A 19,256-nucleotide genomic window follows, 5' to 3' on the forward strand; every position below is an offset into this window, starting at 1 on the left:
CACACTGACCCTGGATTTTGCTGGACGGCCATCTGGTCGAAAGCGGTAGCCCTAGCGGCGATCGTCGGCGATCCTGCCGTCAGCCATGTAAATTTGCCGCTGGCAGCGTGCAGCAATGTTTTCGTCATGGGTGGAGATGAGGAAGCCCGTGCCGTCCGACGAGTTGATGTCTATCAGCAACTGCATGACGCGGTCTGCGCTCTCGCGGTCGAGATTGCCGGTGGGTTCGTCCGCGAGCACCAGTTCAGGCGCGTTCATCAGCGAGCGCGCAACGGCCACGCGCTGTTTCTGCCCGCCCGAAAGCTGGCTCGCCAGGTAGTCCCGCCGGTCCGAGAGGCCGACGCGATCAAGAAGCTCGCTTGCTCGCGCCCGGTCCGTATGCCGCTCCCGGCCATGGCGCGCGGCCGCCGGGAACATGACATTTTCGAGCGCGGTGAAATCGGGCAGCAGCAGGTGCGCCTGGAACACAAAGCCGATATGGCGGTTACGGAACTCGGTCAGGACAAGGTCTTCGGCACCAACCAGACTCTGCCCCAGAACCCTCACCGAGCCGCTGGTCGGGCGCATGAGAGTGCCCAGGATATTGAGCAGGGTGGACTTGCCCGAGCCTGAGGGGCCGAGCAGAGCCACGAGTTCACCCTGCGCCACTGTCAGCTGGACGCCCTTGAGCACCCGGGCAACGTTTTCCCCTTCTGCATAGTCCTTGGTCAGGTCGCGTACCTCGACGAGCGGCACCTCGTTCATGGCCCAATTGCCTTTACGGGATCGATGCGCGAAGCCGTATAGGCCGGCCATATGGACGCCGCTATCGCTCCCGCCAGCGTCAGGGCGATCGCGGCACCATAGGCACCCTGCCGGTAATCGACCGGAAGGCCGCCACCGCTGGTCATCTCCGGTGGCGGGAACGGCAACAGCGAAAGAAAGCCCAGTCCTGCCCCGAGCACCCCACCGGCCAGCCCCACGATTGCGCCCTGGATCACGAAGACAGTCACTACAAATCCCCGGCTGGCCCCCATGGCCCGCATGATGCCGATTTCGCTCTGCCGACGATAGGTCGAGAGCAGGAGTGCGCTGGCAATGCCGATGATGATGGTGACAAGGGCAAAGCCCTTGATGAGGTCACCCGAGCGCGCCTGCGCTGTCAGACCCTCAAGCAGTTGCGCATTCTGGTCCTGCCAGGCCGTCGCCTTGAGCCCGGTACGTGCACGCAGGTCTTCGGCCACGCTGCGCGCCTGCTGCAGGTCATCGAGCTTGACCTCGTAGCGCGACAGCCCCTCGGGCAAGGCGAGCAATACCCGGGCAGCGCGAATGTTGAGGTAAACCGCCGCTTCGTCAATCGCCGCCAGCCCAAGTTCGAAGATCCCGCCGATGGTGATGGACTGCTCGACGTTGCGTTCGGAGCGTATCACCAGGGACTGCCCAACGCCGACCCCGAGGCTTTCGGCCAGCCCGCTGCCGATGACCGCGGTGCCCAGCATCAATTCGCTCGACCCTGCGACAAGGCTGGAATCGATGTCGGCAATGGCGGAAATGTCTTTGTCCTCGATGCCGGTGATCTGCACCGGGGCGACCGCTTCGCCTTTCACCATGAAGCCGTTACCGAGCAGCTTTCCGACGACGACGGAAACATGCGGGGTTGCTTCGATGACAGGAAGATAGGCTGCGGCCGATTGCAGGGTCGGCCGTTGCTGGCTCGACTTGAGCACCGCAAGCAGCGCCCCTGGCACCTCCTGCAACAAAACCGGGTTCCGATCCGGGGGTTCCACGATGACATGTGCGATGCTGCCGACCGTGCGGTCGATCAGCAGCACAGCCAAGCCCCCGATCAGGGCACTCATGAAGACAAAGACATAGACACCTACGGCCACCCCGACAACGAGCAGCAGCGACTGTCCGCGCGTTGCGGTGAGATAGCGAGTGGCGATCTTGATGCTGTACAGCACGAGCTACTCCCTGACCGCGACGAGGGCACCGTCGGCCCTGACCTTTTTACTGTCCACGATCAGCCTCTCCCCGCCTTCCAATCCCCGGGTGACGATCAACCGATCGGATGGCCAGTCGATATATTGCACCGGTGTCAGCACAGCCCTGCCATCCTCAATCAGGAAGACTGCTGGCTGGTCGGCGGCGACCAGGGCCTGTCGCGGTATGGTGATGGCGTCATCGCGCGCCTCGACCACGATGTTGAGCATCACGGTGAGCCCCACGGGCAGATTGGCCTCACCGGCTCCGGGGAGCGAGACCCGCACCAGGCGACCCCCGGTGGTCGCATCGACGCTTGGCGACACGTAGATAACCTCCCCTTCGATCACGCCGGAGTGGCCGGTCGGTCGCGACACGACGGAAAGTCCCCGCCGCATCTCGGACGCATAAAGCTCGTCAACGCTGGCTTCGGCGTGCAGGCTCGCCATGTCAGCAATCAGGAACAGCGGAGTCGTGCTGCTCACGACCTGGCCGGCATCGGCGCCGCGGCTCAGGATCGTCCCATCCAACGGAGCCTTCACGACGTACTGGGCAAGCAAATCCTCGGCCTGGGCGAGCAATGCGGTCAGCCGATCGACCTCCTCGTGTGCAGTGCGGACGGCAAGGCGGGAGTCGCCCAGCGCGCGCTGCGACACGGTGGCCGTCAATGCCTCGGCGCGCTCGAGGTCCACCTGCGCCTTATCCAGCTGTGCCTGGGCCCCATTGAGCTGAGACCGTACCTGCGCCACCGTTGCACGTTGCTGCGTATCGTCGACGACGAGCAGTGGGGTTCCCTGACTGACTTGTTGGCCCTCGGCTACCGAAACGCTCAATATTCGACCCGAGACCGTGGAACTGACTTCCACCTGCTCGGTCGGCTTCACGCGGCCATTTATGGCAAGGATTCGGCTCGCAGGCCCCTTGGCGACGACTTCGATCTCGACGCTGGCTGGCTTGAGCTCCCAAGGCCGGTTTATGGCAAGCCAGCTCGCGCCACCGATGAAGAGCGCCAGAAGAACGAGGTACCATATTCTCCGACGGCGCCGGCGATTGGCGGAACGGCTTTCAATGTCACTCACCGGCATACTCCAGAGCTCGGATCAGATCACAGGTATGGTCCTGGCCGCCGGGCGGATCACCATACGCATTTTGGTCCTCACCCCGATGTCCAGGCAACCTCCTGCCGGAATTCGCAATTGCACGGGCCGGACTGGCGATCCCGCATGGCGTAACCGCGCCAGTGGCGGCTCGATGTCGCATCATGGCTCTTCAAGGACTTCTCTTTGGGCCTCTCGTCAATTGTAGTCCCTAAAGTCCTAATGCACCCGAGGACCCTCCGAGGGAACGGGAACCTGAGGGAACGGTCACGCTCCCCATGCGCGATCTGGGATGTTTAGCTCCGGCATCGAAGTAGACCCGGCATGCCGCTATGCGAACCGACAGGCGATTGCTCCCTGACCTTCGAAACAGAATCTCGCGTCAGGACTCGCCAAGCTGCAAGGCGTCTCGAACCAGCCGCCGGACGACGGGCAGTATCTCTTGTGAGAACTGTGGGTTGTTTCGTTCCCAGACGACCGAGCGCCAGCTTGGATGCGGGAGCGGCAGGTAATCCGGCAGATAATGACGGTAATTCGCAACGGTCGCCGACAGCGACCCCGCCCAGCGTCGGCCAAGGACACGCTTTTGCGCATGAGCACCAACCAGAATGGTCAGCCGCACCTTGCCCAGAAGCGGCAGGATGCGCGGATGCCAGAGCGGCGCGCACTCCGGCCGAGGCGGATTGTCCCCGCCGGAAGCCGCCACGCCAGGATAGCACAGGCCGACCGGAACGATGGCGACCTGGGCCGGGTCATAGAACCGGTCGGCGTCGATGGCGAGCCAGTTCCGGAGCCGCTCACCACTGTTGTCGTTCCAGGGGACCCCGGTGCGATGCACCTTCGAACCGGGAGCCTGCCCTATAATCAGCAGCGAGGCCGATGGCGATGCCTGCACAATAGGCCGCGGACCCAGGGGAAGATGCGCCTGGCAAAGGGTGCACTGCCGGGCGGCAGCAAGGACCGTTTCCAACCGATCTTCGATCACCGCGCCCCCGCCTTTCTCCTGCTGCCTTGAAGGACAGTCGTCCCAGCGGCGAGCCTGCCTCTGGGCAGACGCCAGGAGCGGACCTTCCGCAGACTCACCCTTTACCTGCTCCGTGACAGCGGAATTTTCACGTGTCTGTGAGCCGCAACTCGATAGGTAAACGACCAAGCCGGCAGACCGCAACTTCAACCAGCGCCCGGATAAGCGGGGGCCGAGGCCACCGAGGTTACCCGCGGCTCACGTGACGGAATACATTATTCCCCTCTTCGTTGACACTTGGAATAATCGCTTCTAGCATCCTCCGCGGCGAACAAGGGAATGGACGATGGCGAAAAGTGCCCTGATTGCGGAACTCGAGGGCCTCGTTTCGGAAGCCCGCAATCCCGACACGCTACAGATCGACCTCATGTCGACCCAGCAGATCCTCATGGCGATGAACACGGAAGACCGGCGCGTGCCCGAGGCCGTGGAACAGGTCCTGCCGCAGATCGCCGAAGCGGTCGACAAGACAGTCGAGGCTTTCAAGGCCGGTGGGCGGCTCATCTACATGGGCGCCGGCACAAGTGGACGCCTCGGGGTCCTCGACGCCTCCGAGTGCCCGCCCACCTTCGGCGTGCCCGAAGGCATGGTGGTGGGCCTGATCGCCGGCGGCGATCGTGCCCTGCGCCATCCCATCGAAGGCGCCGAAGACGACAGGAGCGAAGGCCGCAAGGACCTGGAGCGGGTCAATCTGGAAGCCCGCGACGTGGTTGTCGGCATCGCCGTCAGCGGCCGTACGCCCTATGTCATCGGCGGCCTCGACTATGCCCGCAGCGTCGGCGCCACGACGGTCGCGCTCTCGTGCAATCCCGGCTCGGCCATCGCGGCCATGGCCGACATCGCCATCTCCCCGGTGGTCGGCCCCGAAGTGCTGACCGGCTCCACCCGCCTCAAATCCGGTACCGCGCAAAAGCTCATCCTTAACATGCTGACCACCGCCAGCATGATCCGCATGGGCAAGAGCTACGAAAATCTCATGGTCGACCTGTCGGTCAGCAACGAAAAGCTGGCGGCGAGGGCGACCCGTATCCTCGTGGAGGTCACAGGCTGTTCCATGGACGATGCCGAGCGCTACCTGTCAGAAAGCCGCAACAACGTGAAGCTGGCGCTGTTGATGGCCCTGACCGGGCTGGACCGGAAAAGCGCCGAAGCCGCGCTCGGCCGCGCCGACGGCTTCCTCCGCCGCGCCGCGGCGGAGGCCCGCCCAACGCTCGCCAGCTGATCCATGGACCTTCTCGTCAACCTCTATAGCCGCAAGCTCGATGACCTGGGCGCCCGCGTGCGCGATGTCCCGGCCACCATCCGCGTTGCGCTGCCACCCGAGCAGCACATCATCAAGGATTGGGTGCGCACCCACTTCTCCCAATACTGGGTCAGCGAAGTCAGCGCCGCCATGGCACACCAGCCCCCCGGATGCCTCATCGCGACCCTCGACAAGCAGCTCGTCGGCTTTGCCTGCTGGGACGCCACGGCCCGCGGCTTTTTCGGGCCTACGGGCGTCAGCGAAGATCAGCGCGGCAAGCGGATCGGGCTTGCCCTTTTCTACCACGCGCTGATCGCCATGAAGGCGCATGGCTACGCCTACGCCATCATCGGCTCGGCAGGACCGGTGGATTTCTACGCCAACGCCGTGGGCGCCCAGCCCATCCCGTCCGACAAGGAAGACATCTACCAGGGTCTCCTGCGCGTCGCCCCCAAGTCCGAAGGCGAGAGCTGACATGCCTGCATCCACTCCCCTCGCGCTGTTCGTCGGCATGCCCGGGCATTCGCTGTCGGCCGACGAGATCGCCTTTTTCCACGAGACCAACCCGCTTGGCCTCTTCCTTTTCGCGCGCAATCTCGACACCACCGAGCAGGTCAAACGCCTCTGCGCGCAGTTCCGCGAGGCTGTTGGCCGTCCGGACGCGCCGGTCTATATCGATCAGGAGGGGGGCCGCGTGCAGCGGCTCAACAACGGCAACTGGCCCTCTTTCCGCAGCCTCGGAGCGTTCGGCGCCCTCGCCCGCAAGGACCTGGAGCTGGGCAAACGCGCCTTGCGCCTATCCACCCGCGCCATGGGCAGCCTGATGGCCGAGCTTGGCATAGACAGCGGCGCGACGCCGGTGGTCGACCTGGCGCGCGGCAACACGCACGACGTTATCGGCCAGCGCGCGTTCGGCGATGATCCGGATCTCGTCATCACGCTCGGCCGCGAAGTGGTCGAGGGCATGCTCGAAGTGGGCGAAATGCCCATCATCAAGCACATCCCCGGCTATGGCCGCGTCGCCGTCGACCCGCACTTCGACCTGCCCGTGGTCGACGCTTCGGTCGAAGACATGTGGGACACCGATTTCAAGCCCTTCGTGGCCCTCAGGGACGAGGCGCCCTGGGCCATGGTGGCCCATCTCGTCTTCACGCAGATCGACAAGGATCTGCCCGCCTCGGTCTCGCCGCTTGTGTGTGATCTGATCCGCAATCGCCTCGGCTATGACGGCGTCCTCATCACTGATTGCCTCACCATGGAAGCCCTTTCGGGCACCTGGGCCGAGCGGGTGACGGCTGCGCTCGATGCCGGTTACGATATCGCGCTCCACAGCCAGGGCGATCTCAAGGCGAGCGAAGCGGCCGCCAGGGCGGCGCGGCCCCTCACCGCCGCTTCGCTCGAGCGCCTTGCCCGTGCCGAGGCCCGCCGCGGCAACATGCGCGTCGACGTCATGGCCGCGCATGCCGAAGTCGAAGACATTTTCAGGGAGACCGGCATCGCCTGAGCGGCGCCGGCAGCAAAAGGAGAAACCCGCAAGTGAAGAGCACACTGATCCTGGCCGTATCGGCCGCAGTTCTGGCCATGGCGGCGCCTGCCGCGGCACAGAACGTCCTCACCGTCAGTTCCGAGCAGGGCACCACCTGGGTGCGCAATTTCAACCCCTTCGGACAAACCACGGCGCGCTTCACCACGCTCGATTTCATCTACGAGCCGCTGGTCGTCTTCAATCGCCTCAAGGGCAACGAGCCCACCTATCGCCTGGCCGAGAGCTACGAACTGGCCGACGATCTCAAGTCCATCACCTTCACCCTGCGCGATGGCCTCAAGTGGTCCGACGGCGAGCCGCTGACCGCCGACGACGTCGTCTTCACGTACGACTACATCAAGAAATTCCCGGCGCTCGACTTCATCTCGGTTTCGGCAGAGCTCGCCTCGGTAGAAAAGGTCGATGACCGCACCGTCAAGTTCACGCTCAACGAGCCCAATTCGCTGATCGCCAACACCATCGTCGCCATGCCGATCGTGCCCGAACACATCTGGGCCGAGATCGAAGACCCGGTGACCTTCGCTAACGAAACGCCGGTCGGCTCCGGTCCGCTCACCGAGATCACCCGCTTTACGCCGCAGGTCTACGAGCAGTGCCGCAACCCCAACTATTGGGACGCGGACAATCTCAAGGTCGACTGCATGCGCCTGCCGCAGCTGGCCGACAACCCGCAGGTGCTCGCCGCGCTGGCAGATGGCACGCTCGACTGGGCCACGAGCTTCGTCCCCGACATCGACAACACCTTCGTCGCCAAGGATCCCGAGCACAACAAATACTGGTTCACCCCCTCGAGCCTCGTATCGTTCCAGCTCAGCCAGGTGACGCCGGACGAGAACAACCGCAAGGCCTTCACCGACGTCGACTTCCGTCGTGCCCTCTCGATGCTCATCGATCGCCAGACCATCGTTGACATCGCCGGCTACGGCTATCCGCTGGTCAACGAAGACCCGGCAAGCCTCGGCGAACTCTACAAGAGCTTTGCCAATCCCGAAGTCGAGACCGAGTTCGGCAAGTATGGCAAGTTCGATCTGGAAGCGGGCCAGGCCCTGCTCGATGAAGCCGGCTATGTCGACGCCGATGGCGACGGCTTCCGCGACAATCCCGATGGCACCCCCATCGCCATCGACATCGAGGTCCCCAATGGCTGGACCGACTGGATCGATGCGGTTCAGATCGCCATGGAGAGCATGACCGAGGCGGGACTCAACGTGAAGATGAGTACTCCCGAAGCCACCGTCTGGACGCAGGACCTGATCGAGGGCAAGTACTCGATGACCCTCAACGCCCTGGCGTCCGCGGCCAATCCCTACTTCCCCTATATCCGCTCCTTCAATCCGGACGATTTCGGCAAGAGCCGCTTCACCGCGCCGCATTGGGAAAACCAGGAAGTGGTGGACCTGCTCAACCAGTACACCCAGGTCAAGGACCCCGCCGAGCAGAAGGCCATCATGGACAAGGTCCAGATGATCGTGGCCGAGGCCATGCCGATCATCCCGGTCTACAACAGCCCGTCCTTCTACGAGTACAGCACCAAGCGCTTCACCGGTTGGGCCGACGCGGAAAACCCGAAATATTCCCCCGTCGTCTCCAACGCCAACCCGGCCCGCCTCCTGCAACTGCTCGACCTCGACCCGGTCGCGGAGTAACCGGCCGACGTTGATCCGACCTCACCTCTTCCCTGAGGGGGAGAGGTCGGCGCGACAGCGCCGGCTGAGGGGTTCAGCTCCGTATCTCAAGCGGAAAGGCTGTCACCCGCACGCCACCCTCTGTCCCTCCCCCTCAAGGGGGGGATGCCCCTGCCCAAACGCCTCGGCTCCATCGTCTCCCTCCCCCTCGCGAGGAGGGATCAAGGGTGGGGGGACGAGAGCCCGGATTTCTGGGCCATTCACGCGATCTCGCACCCACCGCACAGGGGTGCGAATACCCGCCCGCACGGAAAGGAAACAACACAGATGGCTTTTCTGCTGCGGCGCCTCGCCTTCTACCTCGCGGCCTTCCTCGCTGCCGCTACCATCAATTTCTTCCTGCCGCGCCTCATGCCCGGCGACCCTATCGAGATGATGTTCGCCAGCGCCGGATCCGAGCTCAGCCTTGAAAATCTCAATGCGCTCAAGCTCACCTTCGGCTTCGTCGACGCGCCCTTGGGCCAGCAGTACCTCACCTATCTCCAGAGCGTCTTTACCGGCGATCTCGGGCGCTCGATCAAGTATTTCCCCCTACCCGTCACCGATCTCCTGGGCCGCGCCCTGATCTGGACCGTCGGCCTTGTCGGCATCGCCACGCTCGTCAGCTTCGCCCTCGGCACGTTCATGGGCGTCATGGCCGCCTGGCGCCGCGGCACCAAATTCGATTCCATCGTCTCGCTCTCGGCCATCTTTTCGAGCTCGGTGCCCGCCGTCGTCGTCTCCCTTCTGGTGCTCTTCGTCTTCGGCTACCAGCTGGGCTGGTTCCCCAATGGCTATGCCGCTGACCCGATGCTCGATCCGAGCTTTTCCTGGCCCTACATCTCGGGCGTCATCTACCATGGCACCCTGCCCATGCTGACGCTGGTAATCGTCCTGACCGGCGGCTTTGCCGTCACCATGCGCAACAACATGATCAACCTCCTGGGCGAGGACTATATCGTCATGGGGCGCGCCAAGGGCCTGTCGGACAGCCGCGTCATGCTGTGGTACGCCGCTCGCAACGCGCTCCTCCCCACCGTCTCAAGCTTTGCCATCGCGCTCGGCACCGTGCTCGGCGGCTCGCTCGTCACCGAAGTGGTGTTCAACTATCCCGGCCTCGGCAACACACTCTACCAGGCGATCCTGGCGCGCGATTACCCCGTCATCCAGGGGCAGCTCCTCATCATGACCGGGGCTATGCTGGTCGCCAATTTCGGCGTCGACCTCAGCTATGTCCTGCTCGATCCCCGCTTGAAGAAGGCCTAATCCATGTCGCTCTCCAAGCAACTGCTGAACAACAAGAAGGCCCTCTTTGGCCTCGCCATCCTGGTGCTGGTCATCCTCATCGCCGTCTTCGCGCCCCTCCTGACCGAATACAGCCCCGTCAAGCGCGTCGGGCGCCCGCACCAGGCGCCCTCGTGGGAGTACTGGATGGGCACGACGCGGCTTGGCCACGACGTCTTTTCGCGGCTCGTCTACGGCGCACGCGTCTCGCTCGCGGTGGGCTTCGGCGCGGGCCTCCTCATCACCGTCATCGGCACCATTCTCGGCATCATTGCCGGCTACAAGGGCGGCGTCGTCGACGAGGTCATCAACTTCTTCACCAATATGGTGCTGGTGGTGCCCAACCTGCCGCTGCTCCTCGTGCTTGCGGCCTTTATCGGGCAGGCCAGTCCCCTTGTGATCGCGGTCATTCTGGGCTTCACCTCCTGGGCCTGGGGCGTGCGCGTCACCCGGTCCGAAACCATGTCCATCCGCCAGCGCGATTTCGTCAAATCCGCCGAAATGCTGGGCGAACCGGGCTGGCGCATCATGGCCTTCGAGATTTTCCCCAATCTCATTTCCATCGTCGGCATCAACTTCATAGGCAGCGTCATCTTCGCCGTCATCACCGAGGCAACGCTGGAATTTTTGGGCCTTGGCGATCCCAACACCGTCTCCTGGGGCATCATGCTCTACAACGCCCAGAACTCCTCGGCTCTTTCGGTGGGTGCCTGGTGGGATCTCCTCGCCCCTTGCGTAGCCCTGGCCGTACTCGGCCTTGGCCTTGCGCTCATCAACTTCGCCATCGACGAAATCGCCAATCCGCGCCTGCGCACTGGGGGCATGCTCGGCCGGTGGACACGCATGGTGCGTCTGGGGGAGGGCAAGGTATGACCCAGCCCGTGCTCTCGGTCCGCAATCTCACCATCGATTATGTCGGCGCGGAAAAAGACTTCACCGCCGTCAAGGACGTCAGCTTCGACGTCGCGCCCGGCGAATTCTTCGGCCTTGCCGGCGAGTCCGGTTGCGGCAAGAGCACAATCGCCTTTGCCATCAGCCGCCTCCACCGCGCGCCGGCCCTGATCCGCTCCGGCAGCCAGATCCTCGTCGCGGGGCGCAACGTCCTCGATCTCGGCGACGAGGAACTGCGCGATTTCCGCTGGCGCGAAGTCGCCATGGTGTTCCAGAGCGCCATGAATTCGCTCAACCCGGTGCTGACCATTGAGAGCCAGTTCTACGACGTGCTCAAGACCCATGCCGGGCTCAATCGCAAGCAGTCGCGCGAGCGCGCCGCCGAACTCCTCAAACTCGTCGACATCTCACCCGACCGACTCACCGCCTATCCGCACCAGTGCTCGGGCGGCATGCGGCAGCGCATCGTCATCGCCATCTGCCTTGCGCTCAATCCCAAGCTCCTCATCATGGACGAGCCCACCACCGCGCTCGACGTGGTGGTGCAGCGCGAAATCCTCCAGCGCATCAACGTGCTGCGCAAGGAGCTCGGCTTTTCGGTCCTCTTCATCACCCACGATCTGGGATTGATGGTCCAGGTCAGCGATCGCATCGGCATCATGCTCGAGGGCGAACTGGTCGAGGCAAATGCGGCCGAGGAAATCTACCGCCATCCGCAGCACCCCTATACGCGAAAGCTCTGGGCCTCGATGCCGCGCCTGCATGGCGCGCAGATCGCGGCGGAGGCAACGCCATGATCGACGCCGCCCCCATTCTCGCGCTCGATAACGTCACCAAGGTGTTCGGCCACGGCGATAAACAGGTCGTCGCGGCCCGCTCAATCTCCTTCGGCCTCCATGCCGGGCGCACCCTGGCGCTGGTGGGCGAATCCGGGTCGGGCAAGACCACCGCCGCCCGCCTCATCATGCGTGAATACCACCCCGACGAGGGACGCCTCCTGTTCCGCGGCCAGCCCATGGGTAAGGCCGATGCTAAGGGCCTTCGCGCCTACCGCACCTCGGTGCAGATGGTGTTCCAGGACCCGTTCTCCTCGCTCAATCCCGCCCGCTCCATACGCCACCACCTCGAGCGCCCGCTGCGCCTCCATCAGCGCGATCTCGACAGCGCCCAGCGGAAGGCAAAGATCGAGGAACTGCTCCGCCTCGTCCGCCTCGATCCCGAACAAGTCGTCGCCAAATTCCCACACGAGCTGTCCGGCGGCCAGCGCCAGCGCATCTCCATTGCCCGGGCCCTGGCGGTCAATCCGCAGGTCATCGTGGCCGACGAGCCCACCTCCATGCTCGACGTCTCGGTGCGGCTGGGCATTCTCAATCTTCTCAACGAGATGAAGAAGGAGCTCGGCGTCGCGCTCCTCTACATCACCCACGACATCGCCACGGCCCGCTACGTGGCCGAGGACATTATGGTGATGTATGCCGGGCAGATCGTGGAATGGGGCGCCATGGACAGCGTGCTTGACGATCCGCAGCACCCCTACACGCGCCTCCTCCTATCCGCCGTCCCCGACCCCGACCGGCGCTTCGACGATACGCGCTTCGACATCGAGTTGAGCCGCATCGACCACATCCGCCGCCAGGCCGCCCTGCCTCAGCCGGACGTGCAGCAGGTCGGCGACAACCATTTCATCCGCCCGATGCCGGACTAGCTGGCATTACGCTGCGCCCACCACTCCACTTCAATTCCTTCCATCCTGTTAGGAAGGCTTTGGGCGGAACAGCAGAGGAGCAGCGTTCTTTCAACCTATTGGCGCAAGACTGCAGGCCAGCGATTTGCAGCGTCCGGCCGCCGCCAGCGGGCTGGCTCCGGCCAAGTTGGACCGTTTCCGGTCAAGAGAGGCGGAAGCCAGTCTGCCACCCTCGAGCCGCCTGCTGGCGAGAGTTGGTCGGTCGCTTTGGACCGCCGCCCGAACCGCGGTCTTGCGGCGCGTGGCGTGGCGCTGGAGTATGACCCAGATGGATACGGAGATAGTATCGGCTGAGCCAAGGGATGGAGGCAGAAAATGGCGTTCCGGATTGGAGGCTACGGCATCGACTACACTGGCGATCCTGATGCCTATGCCAACGCTCATGTCGCTTTCGGTTATAACGCTGCCTATGTGCCCAACATCAACATTGAAAGTCGCGACGAGATAGATGCGCTGGTTCGGGCAATGGCGGCCGCCGACGTCGTGATCGCCGAAGGTGGCGCGTGGCGCAATCTGATCGCGCATGACGAGGCAACGCGTAAGGACAATCTGGACTATGCGGTCCATCAACTGGCGCTGGCCGATGAACTAGGGGCAAGGTCCTGCGTAGCCTTTCATGGCACTGCAGGCCATGCTGGTGACGCATGGAAACTCAGCGACAATTACGACTATGGTCCTCACCCGGACAATCAGACCGATGCCGGATTTGATAGAGCGGTCGAGACCGCGCGCTACATAATCGATGCCGTCAAGCCGAAGCGGGCGAAGTTCTCTCTTGAAATGGTGCCGTGGCTGGTGACCGACACCGCGCAAAATTATCTCAAGCTCCTCAAGGCGATCGACCGGCCCGCGTTCGGTGCCCATATAGACGCCGTCAACATGGTCATCACGCCGCGTCTTTATTTCAACACCGGCCGCATGATCCGGGAGGCTTTCGAACTCTTGGGGCCATGGGTCGTCTCCTGCCACGCCAAGGACATTGTCATGCAAGGCGGGCCGGGGACGGTTTCGTTCCACATCGACGAGGTGCCGCCCGGCCAGGGAAACCTTGACTATGGCGCCTATGTCAGCGAAATCCACCGTCTCGGACGGGACGTCCCGCTCATGCTCGAGCACTTCGATGTCCCTGGCTATCGCAGGGGGCTCGCGCATATTCGCTCGGTCATCCATGAACTCGGGATCGAGTGAACGTCCGAAAAAATGGCGGTCCATCCGTGCGGAAGAACATCCCCGCACCTTTGTCTGCGCTCAGACCCCCACGGTCGGAGCTCCGCAGCCAACCACCCGCCATCCGCAATTTGTTGCTGACTTAACCGGGTTGCGTTCGAACCGCTCCCAGGAAGCGCGCCCAACTGGCAACGCTTCCAGGGTCGTGGCATTAACTGCAGGCACTGGAGGACCTTATGACCACACAGCAGGACATCATCGCCGCCCTTGGTGTGGCACCGAAGTTCGACGCCCGGCAGGAAACGAAGCGCCGCGTGGACTTCCTTAAGGGCTATCTCTCAAACTCTGGCATGAAGACATACGTCCTCGGCATCAGCGGCGGCATCGACTCGACAACTGCCGCCATGCTCGCTCAACAGGCCGTGCGCGAGCTGCGCGAGGAAGGGCGGGATACGCAGTTCGTGGCCGTCCGCCTGCCGTACGGTGTTCAGGCCGATGAACATGACGCACAGGCCGCCCTGACGGCGATCGGCCCCGACCGAGTCTTCACGGTCGACATCAAACCTGCAGCCGACGCCATGTGGCAACAGATCAAGGCCGCCGGCTTTGTGCCAACAGATACGGCGCAGGAAGATTTTCTCCTGGGCAACGTCAAGGCGCGGCAGCGCATGATTGCACAATTCGCCCTGGCTGGTGGATTGAAGGGGCTGGTCATCGGCACCGACCACGCAGCGGAAGCAGTGATGGGATTCTTCACCAAGTTCGGCGACGGCGCCGCAGATATCCTCCCCCTTGCCGGCCTCAACAAGCGCCGGGTCAGGGCCATCGCCAACCACCTGGGAGTTCCCGGTGCGCTGGTCAGCAAGGTGCCGACAGCCGACCTTGAAGACAACGCGCCGCTCCGGCCCGACGAGGACGCCTATGGCGTCACCTACGACGAGATCGATGACTTTCTTGAGGGCAAGCAGGTCAGCGCCGTGGGGCGCGATCGGATCATGCAGGCCTACGGTAAATCGGCGCACAAGCGAGAGCTGCCCGTAGCCGGCAGTTGACCTGGTCTTGTTGCCGGTCCGGTTCGGGACCGTACTGCCGTCACTTGGTGCTTGAGAATCTTCTTAGGCTTCCAACACTTCGCCCGGCGGCGGGCGCGCTCAGTTCCTACGACGCTTCGCGGGGATTGCCCTGAAGACTCAGGGCTCCACCTGCTGGACCAATTCCTTCACAGCTGGCATCAAACCGGCGACGATCACGGCAACACCGTCGGCGTTTGGATGGAGGCCGTCGGGCTGGTTCAACTCGGGGTTCAGCGCCACGCCTTCCAGGAAAAACGGGTAAAGCAAGGCTCCATGCTCCTGCGCCAACTCGGGATAGATGGCATCGAATTGCTCCACATAATCGCCACCGAGACCGCGATTGGCCTTCATGCCCAAGAGCAAAACCGGCACATCGAGCTCATCGAGCCGAGCCATGATCGCCTCGAGGTTTGCGCGGGCTTTGGCCGGTGGACGCCCCTGCAGCATATCGTTGGCGCCGAGCCCGAGGATAACGGCATCCGGCCTGTCGGCCAAAGTCCAGTCGAGCCGAGCCAAGCCGCCCGCCGTGGTGTCACCCGAAACACTGGCGTTGACCAGATCGGCATCCACACCCCGTGCGTTCATCGCAGCCTGCAACTGACCCATAAAGCTCTGGTCGGCGGGAAGGCCCAGTCCCGCCAGCAGTGAATCGCCGTAGAGAAGAATTCTGGGGGCATTGGCCAGCGCTGGCTGGGTCAATGCCGAGGCCGTGCAGAGCAACACCATTGCGCAGACCGCGCGCTGCCACCATCTTGTCTTCAACGGATCCTGCCCCTCAATCGTTTCGACACTTCCCCGCCATCCCTATGATCGACACCATCGCCCGCACACAGCACATGAACCTGCACCTTATGTCCGGTGGCAGCGGGCTTCATATCCTCAAGTCCATCACGTTTGCGATAAAGCCAGGCGAGGTGATTTCGGTGGTGGGGCCATCGGGCAGCGGCAAGACCAGCCTGCTCATGGTGCTCGGTGGCCTCGAAAAAGCCAGTGATGGGTTGGTGTCCGTCGGCGGAAAGAACCTTGGCGGGCTCAACGAAGACCAACTTGCCGATGTGCGCCGGCAGAATATCGGAATCCTGTTCCAGAACTTCCACCTCATCCCGTCCATGACTGCACTTGAAAACGTCGCGCTTGCGCTCGAAATCGCTTTCGACGACCTTCCTTTAGCCGAGATCAGGGCACGCGCACGGTCGGCGCTCGCCGAGGTGGGACTGTCCGAGCGGGAGACTCACCTTCCCAGCGCCCTTTCGGGTGGCGAACAACAACGGGTAGGCCTGGCCCGGGCGATCGTGACCCGCCCCAGGCTTCTTCTGGCCGACGAACCGACAGGCAACCTGGACCAACAGACCGCAGCATCTGCCATTGACCTTTTATTCGGTCTTGCCCGCCGCAACACCATGGCGGTGCTGCTGATTACGCACGACAATGGCCTCGCCATGCGCGCCGATCGCCGCATGCAATTGGATCGTGGTGAATTGCGCGAAGTGGAAGCGGGCGGTTGATGAGACGCCTCGGGGGCTGGTTGCGCGTCGCACTGATTGACCTGCGCGGCGGTGCGCGCCGGTTCGTCATTCTTGTCGCGTGTCTCGCCTTGGGTGTGGCCGCCATCGGCACCGTCAGTGCGGTTCGCAGCAGCGTAGAAGCTGCCATCGAAGGGGATGCCCGCCTCCTCCTGGGAGGCGACCTCGAACTACGCTCCCTGCGCAGCGACATAGGCGAGGAAGTGGTCACTGCGCTCGACAGGTTGGGACCTGTCAGCCGCGAGGTGAACCTCAACGCCCAAGCCGCAGCCAATGGCAAGACAGCGTTCCTGTCGCTTCGCGCCGTCACCAGCGCCTATCCGCTGGTGGGGCAGGTCGGCCTTGCGGCAGGCTCGCCGCGCGGGAACATTTCCGACCTTCTGGCCAACCAGAACGGTCGCTTCGGCTTGCTCCTCTCCCACCAGGCGGCGCTGCGGCTGGATGCGGACGTGGGCGCGACTGTCCGTGTCGGCACTCTCGATGTCGAGTTGCGCGGAATCATCGAGGCGCTGCCCGATCAGGCGACGGCGGGCTTTCAGCTCGGCGCCCCCGCCCTCATCTCCAGCGCTGCCCTGGCACCGGCGGGCCTGCGCGAGGAGGGGGTGCTCAGCCAGTTCCGGTACAAGGTCTTGCTGCCGGACGGCAATTTCGAGGCTGCGCGCGGGGCATTGGAGAACGCTTTCCCGAATGAGGACTGGCAGGTTCGCTCGCCTCGAGAGGCGACGGCGACGATCTCGCGGTTCATCGGGGTTTTCGGGAATTTCCTGCTGCTGGTCTCCCTTTCATCCATGGTCGTGGGTGGCCTCGGCGCGGCCAATGCCGTAGCCGCCTATATCGGCGAGCGTCAGGGGGCGATTGCGACCATGCGGTCCCTTGGCGCCAAGGGCAGCCGCATACTGTTCCACTTTCTTGTGCAGATCGCTCTTCTCTCCCTGGTTGCGATTGCGATCGGACTGGCCCTGGTGGCCGCGGCGAGCCTGGTGCTGCTGCCTTTGCTCTCGAGCCTGATCGGCATCGACCTGCCGCCGACACTGGACTTCCAAGCCATGCTGGCCGCCGCCGCGATCGGCCTGGTCACCGCGCTGACCTTCTCCTGGATCCCGCTGTTGCAGGCGCGATCCATTCGCCCGGCGCAACTCTTCCGCGCGGGATCGAGCAGCGCGATGGAGCGGCTGGCCTGGCGCAGACTGGCCGCCCCTTCCGCCATAGGACCGCTCCTTTTGGGGCTCGCGGCACTGTTCGGCCTGACTCTCCTCATCGCCAATGATGCTCGACTGGTGGCGATCTATTTCGCGGCGACGCTGGTGGCCCTTGCCCTGTTGCGCCTCTCAGCCGGCCTGCTGCTGTACGGTCTGTCGAACGCGCCAGTCCCAAGGCTGCGCCTCCTGCGGTTGGCGGTGTCGGCCATTATCCGCCCCAGCGCACCAACCACCACCGTTCTCGTGTCGATGGGCATGGGGTTGTCGCTGCTTCTGCTCATCGTTACCACCCAGTCGAACATCAATGACCAGATAGCCACTCAAGTCAGCGACGGGGCTCCCGACTTCGTGGTGCTGGACATGGACCGCGACACGACAGGCGCTCTGGAGGCCCTCGTTGCCGGGTCGCGGCAGGTCACGACGCTGACAACAAATCCCATGTTGCGTGGCGTCATCACGGAGATAAACGGAGCGCCGGCGCCCTCGAGCGAGGACGTGCCGCGCGGTCTTGCAGACCTGTTCCGCGGCGATACGGCTCTCACCTGGTCTTCAGAGGTCCCGCCCGGCACCGTGCTCGAGGAGGGCAAATGGTGGCCGGCCGATTATTCCGGAGACCCACTGGTCTCTCTCAGCACGGACATGCGGGACGGGCTGCAGCTCGCATTGGGCGACACCATCACCCTCACCATCGCCGGGCGGCCGCTGACGATGACCGTCGCAAGCTTTCGCACCATCGACTGGCGCAGCCCCACCTTCAACTTCCGGATCATTGTCTCCCCTGGCGTGGTCGAGAGTGCGCCGCAATCCTATTTCGGCACCATCACGACCTCGCCGGGGGCGGCAGCGAGCGTTGAAGCTGGCCTGATCGCTGCCCTTCCGAATTTGACCTTCGTCCCCGTGGGAGAGGCCCTGGCCCGCGTGCAGTCCGTATTTGACGGGTTGGTCGACGCAATTGCCGCTGTCAGCGCTACCGCCGTCATCTCGGGGGTGTTGGTACTGGCCGGTGCCCTTAGCGTTGGCCGTCACCAGCGCGAGGCCGATGCCGTTGTGATGAAAGTAATGGGAGCGCGGCGTGGCTTCGTGCTCAGAGCATTCCTGGTGGAGTATGCGCTCCTCGGAGTCATCGCGGCACTCCTGTCAGCCGCGATTGCCCTTGCTGGCTCCTGGGCCGCGAGCTCCTTCCTGCTCGACATCCCCTTTGCCGTACAAGCACTGCAAATCGTCTCGCTCGCCGGAGCCATAGTCATCGTCACAATGGCGACAGCGGCCGCCACGACTTGGTCTGCCATGTCTGCACGACCTGCAGAGCGGCTCCGAGAGGATGGCTGAAGCGAGGCAGCAGGGCAACCATGGGTCGGGAGGGGTCGACGACTGCGAGCGGTATTATCTCATCCGTTATCGATCATTTCCCTCGCCGGCCGGACCTCTCCCGAAGCCGAACGGCCCGATCGAGCCTGTCATGGACAGGCGGCGCCCATCATCAACGACGCGCCGCATCCGCCGCGATCGGCGGCCCCGGGCCCAGGGTTCCCAACCGTCGATCCAGCCCGCGCCTTCCTCCCTACCCCTTGGCGGCTATTGTCAACGCCCCTCCCCGCTCCTCGGCCCCACCGGTCGTGCGACCCCACCCGACCTGGTTGACAGGCCGCATTGCCGCAGAAAGGCTAACGGTCAAGTGTCTCCCCTGGCTGACGTGACAGCCCTTCCTTTTTTGCAACTGAGCTTGGCGAAGATGAACCGGCCCCCGGTAATCCTGAGATCACCCGGACACAGGCACCAACCCTCATGAACTGGTGAGAAGATGAACGGGTCACTCGCTTCCTGAGCGATACAAGAAGT

Annotated in this window: 17 protein-coding genes; 12 read left to right on the plus strand and 5 right to left on the minus strand. The window is 63.7% G+C overall.

Annotated elements, in window-relative coordinates; all coding sequences use genetic code 11:
* Positions 1–51 precede the first annotated feature (51 nt).
* The 4 genes from IC608_RS10475 to IC608_RS10490 form a co-directional block, all read right to left on the minus strand.
* Complete coding sequence (locus tag IC608_RS10475; RefSeq protein WP_191775114.1) at positions 52–744, minus strand: ABC transporter ATP-binding protein; 693 nt, start codon at positions 742–744, stop codon at positions 52–54.
* Positions 741–1,943: an FtsX-like permease family protein gene (locus IC608_RS10480; RefSeq protein ID WP_191775116.1), complete on the minus strand. Its 1,203-nt coding sequence runs from the start codon at positions 1,941–1,943 to the stop codon at positions 741–743. The genes IC608_RS10475 and IC608_RS10480 overlap by 4 nt, the downstream gene beginning before the upstream one ends.
* Positions 1,944–1,946: 3 nt before the next feature.
* Complete coding sequence (locus IC608_RS10485) at positions 1,947–3,047, minus strand: efflux RND transporter periplasmic adaptor subunit (RefSeq protein ID WP_210316291.1); 1,101 nt, start codon at positions 3,045–3,047, stop codon at positions 1,947–1,949.
* A gap of 394 nt (positions 3,048–3,441) precedes the next feature.
* Complete coding sequence (locus IC608_RS10490) at positions 3,442–4,044, minus strand: uracil-DNA glycosylase family protein (RefSeq protein ID WP_345890879.1); 603 nt, start codon at positions 4,042–4,044, stop codon at positions 3,442–3,444.
* A 325-nt stretch (positions 4,045–4,369) separates the two neighbouring features.
* On the opposite strand from IC608_RS10490, the gene murQ reads away from it, so the two are divergent.
* The 10 genes from murQ to nadE all read left to right on the plus strand — a co-directional run bounded on the left by murQ (position 4,370) and on the right by nadE (position 14,674).
* A complete protein-coding gene (gene murQ / locus IC608_RS10495; protein WP_191775120.1) occupies positions 4,370–5,305 on the plus strand; it encodes an N-acetylmuramic acid 6-phosphate etherase in 936 nt (311 codons plus the stop codon).
* Positions 5,306–5,308: 3 nt separating this feature from the next.
* Entirely contained in the window at positions 5,309–5,800 is a 492-nt protein-coding gene (locus IC608_RS10500; RefSeq protein WP_191775121.1) for a GNAT family N-acetyltransferase, read from the plus strand.
* A 1-nt stretch (position 5,801) separates the two neighbouring features.
* The gene (locus IC608_RS10505) at positions 5,802–6,830 is read left to right on the plus strand and encodes a glycoside hydrolase family 3 N-terminal domain-containing protein (RefSeq protein WP_191775123.1); all 1,029 of its coding nucleotides are present in this window, start codon (positions 5,802–5,804) and stop codon (positions 6,828–6,830) included.
* A gap of 77 nt (positions 6,831–6,907) precedes the next feature.
* Positions 6,908–8,518, plus strand: a complete 1,611-nt coding sequence (locus IC608_RS10510) for an ABC transporter substrate-binding protein (RefSeq protein WP_191775473.1) — start codon at positions 6,908–6,910, stop codon at positions 8,516–8,518.
* A gap of 306 nt (positions 8,519–8,824) precedes the next feature.
* Entirely contained in the window at positions 8,825–9,802 is a 978-nt protein-coding gene (locus IC608_RS10515) for an ABC transporter permease (RefSeq protein ID WP_191775125.1), read from the plus strand.
* Positions 9,803–9,805: 3 nt separating this feature from the next.
* Positions 9,806–10,693, plus strand: a complete 888-nt coding sequence (locus tag IC608_RS10520) for an ABC transporter permease (RefSeq protein WP_191775127.1) — start codon at positions 9,806–9,808, stop codon at positions 10,691–10,693.
* Positions 10,690–11,508: an ABC transporter ATP-binding protein gene (locus tag IC608_RS10525; protein WP_191775129.1), complete on the plus strand. Its 819-nt coding sequence runs from the start codon at positions 10,690–10,692 to the stop codon at positions 11,506–11,508. Before IC608_RS10520 ends, IC608_RS10525 begins: the two co-directional genes overlap by 4 nt.
* Positions 11,505–12,416 (plus strand): ABC transporter ATP-binding protein, encoded by a 912-nt coding sequence (locus IC608_RS10530; protein ID WP_191775131.1) that lies wholly within the window; start codon positions 11,505–11,507, stop codon positions 12,414–12,416. Before IC608_RS10525 ends, IC608_RS10530 begins: the two co-directional genes overlap by 4 nt.
* 354 nt (positions 12,417–12,770) lie before the next feature.
* Positions 12,771–13,643, plus strand: coding sequence for a sugar phosphate isomerase/epimerase family protein (locus IC608_RS10535; RefSeq protein ID WP_191775133.1), 873 nt, complete (start codon positions 12,771–12,773; stop codon positions 13,641–13,643).
* 203 nt (positions 13,644–13,846) lie between these two features.
* Positions 13,847–14,674, plus strand: a complete 828-nt coding sequence (gene nadE, locus IC608_RS10540) for an ammonia-dependent NAD(+) synthetase (protein ID WP_428055157.1) — start codon at positions 13,847–13,849, stop codon at positions 14,672–14,674.
* 138 nt (positions 14,675–14,812) lie between these two features.
* Here nadE and IC608_RS10545 read toward each other — a convergent pair whose 3' ends face one another.
* Positions 14,813–15,457, minus strand: coding sequence for an arylesterase (locus IC608_RS10545; RefSeq protein WP_248306285.1), 645 nt, complete (start codon positions 15,455–15,457; stop codon positions 14,813–14,815).
* 44 nt (positions 15,458–15,501) lie between these two features.
* On the opposite strand from IC608_RS10545, the gene IC608_RS10550 reads away from it, so the two are divergent.
* Both IC608_RS10550 and IC608_RS10555 read left to right on the plus strand, forming a co-directional pair.
* Positions 15,502–16,200: an ABC transporter ATP-binding protein gene (locus tag IC608_RS10550; RefSeq protein WP_191775135.1), complete on the plus strand. Its 699-nt coding sequence runs from the start codon at positions 15,502–15,504 to the stop codon at positions 16,198–16,200.
* On the plus strand, positions 16,200–18,746 hold the full coding sequence (locus IC608_RS10555; RefSeq protein ID WP_191775136.1) for an ABC transporter permease: 2,547 nt from the start codon (positions 16,200–16,202) through the stop codon (positions 18,744–18,746). Before IC608_RS10550 ends, IC608_RS10555 begins: the two co-directional genes overlap by 1 nt.
* The last annotated feature ends 510 nt before the right edge of the window (positions 18,747–19,256 follow it).

Origin of the sequence: Devosia oryzisoli, assembly GCF_014837245.1 — a bacterium.
GTDB classification, from domain to species: domain Bacteria; phylum Pseudomonadota; class Alphaproteobacteria; order Rhizobiales; family Devosiaceae; genus Devosia; species Devosia oryzisoli.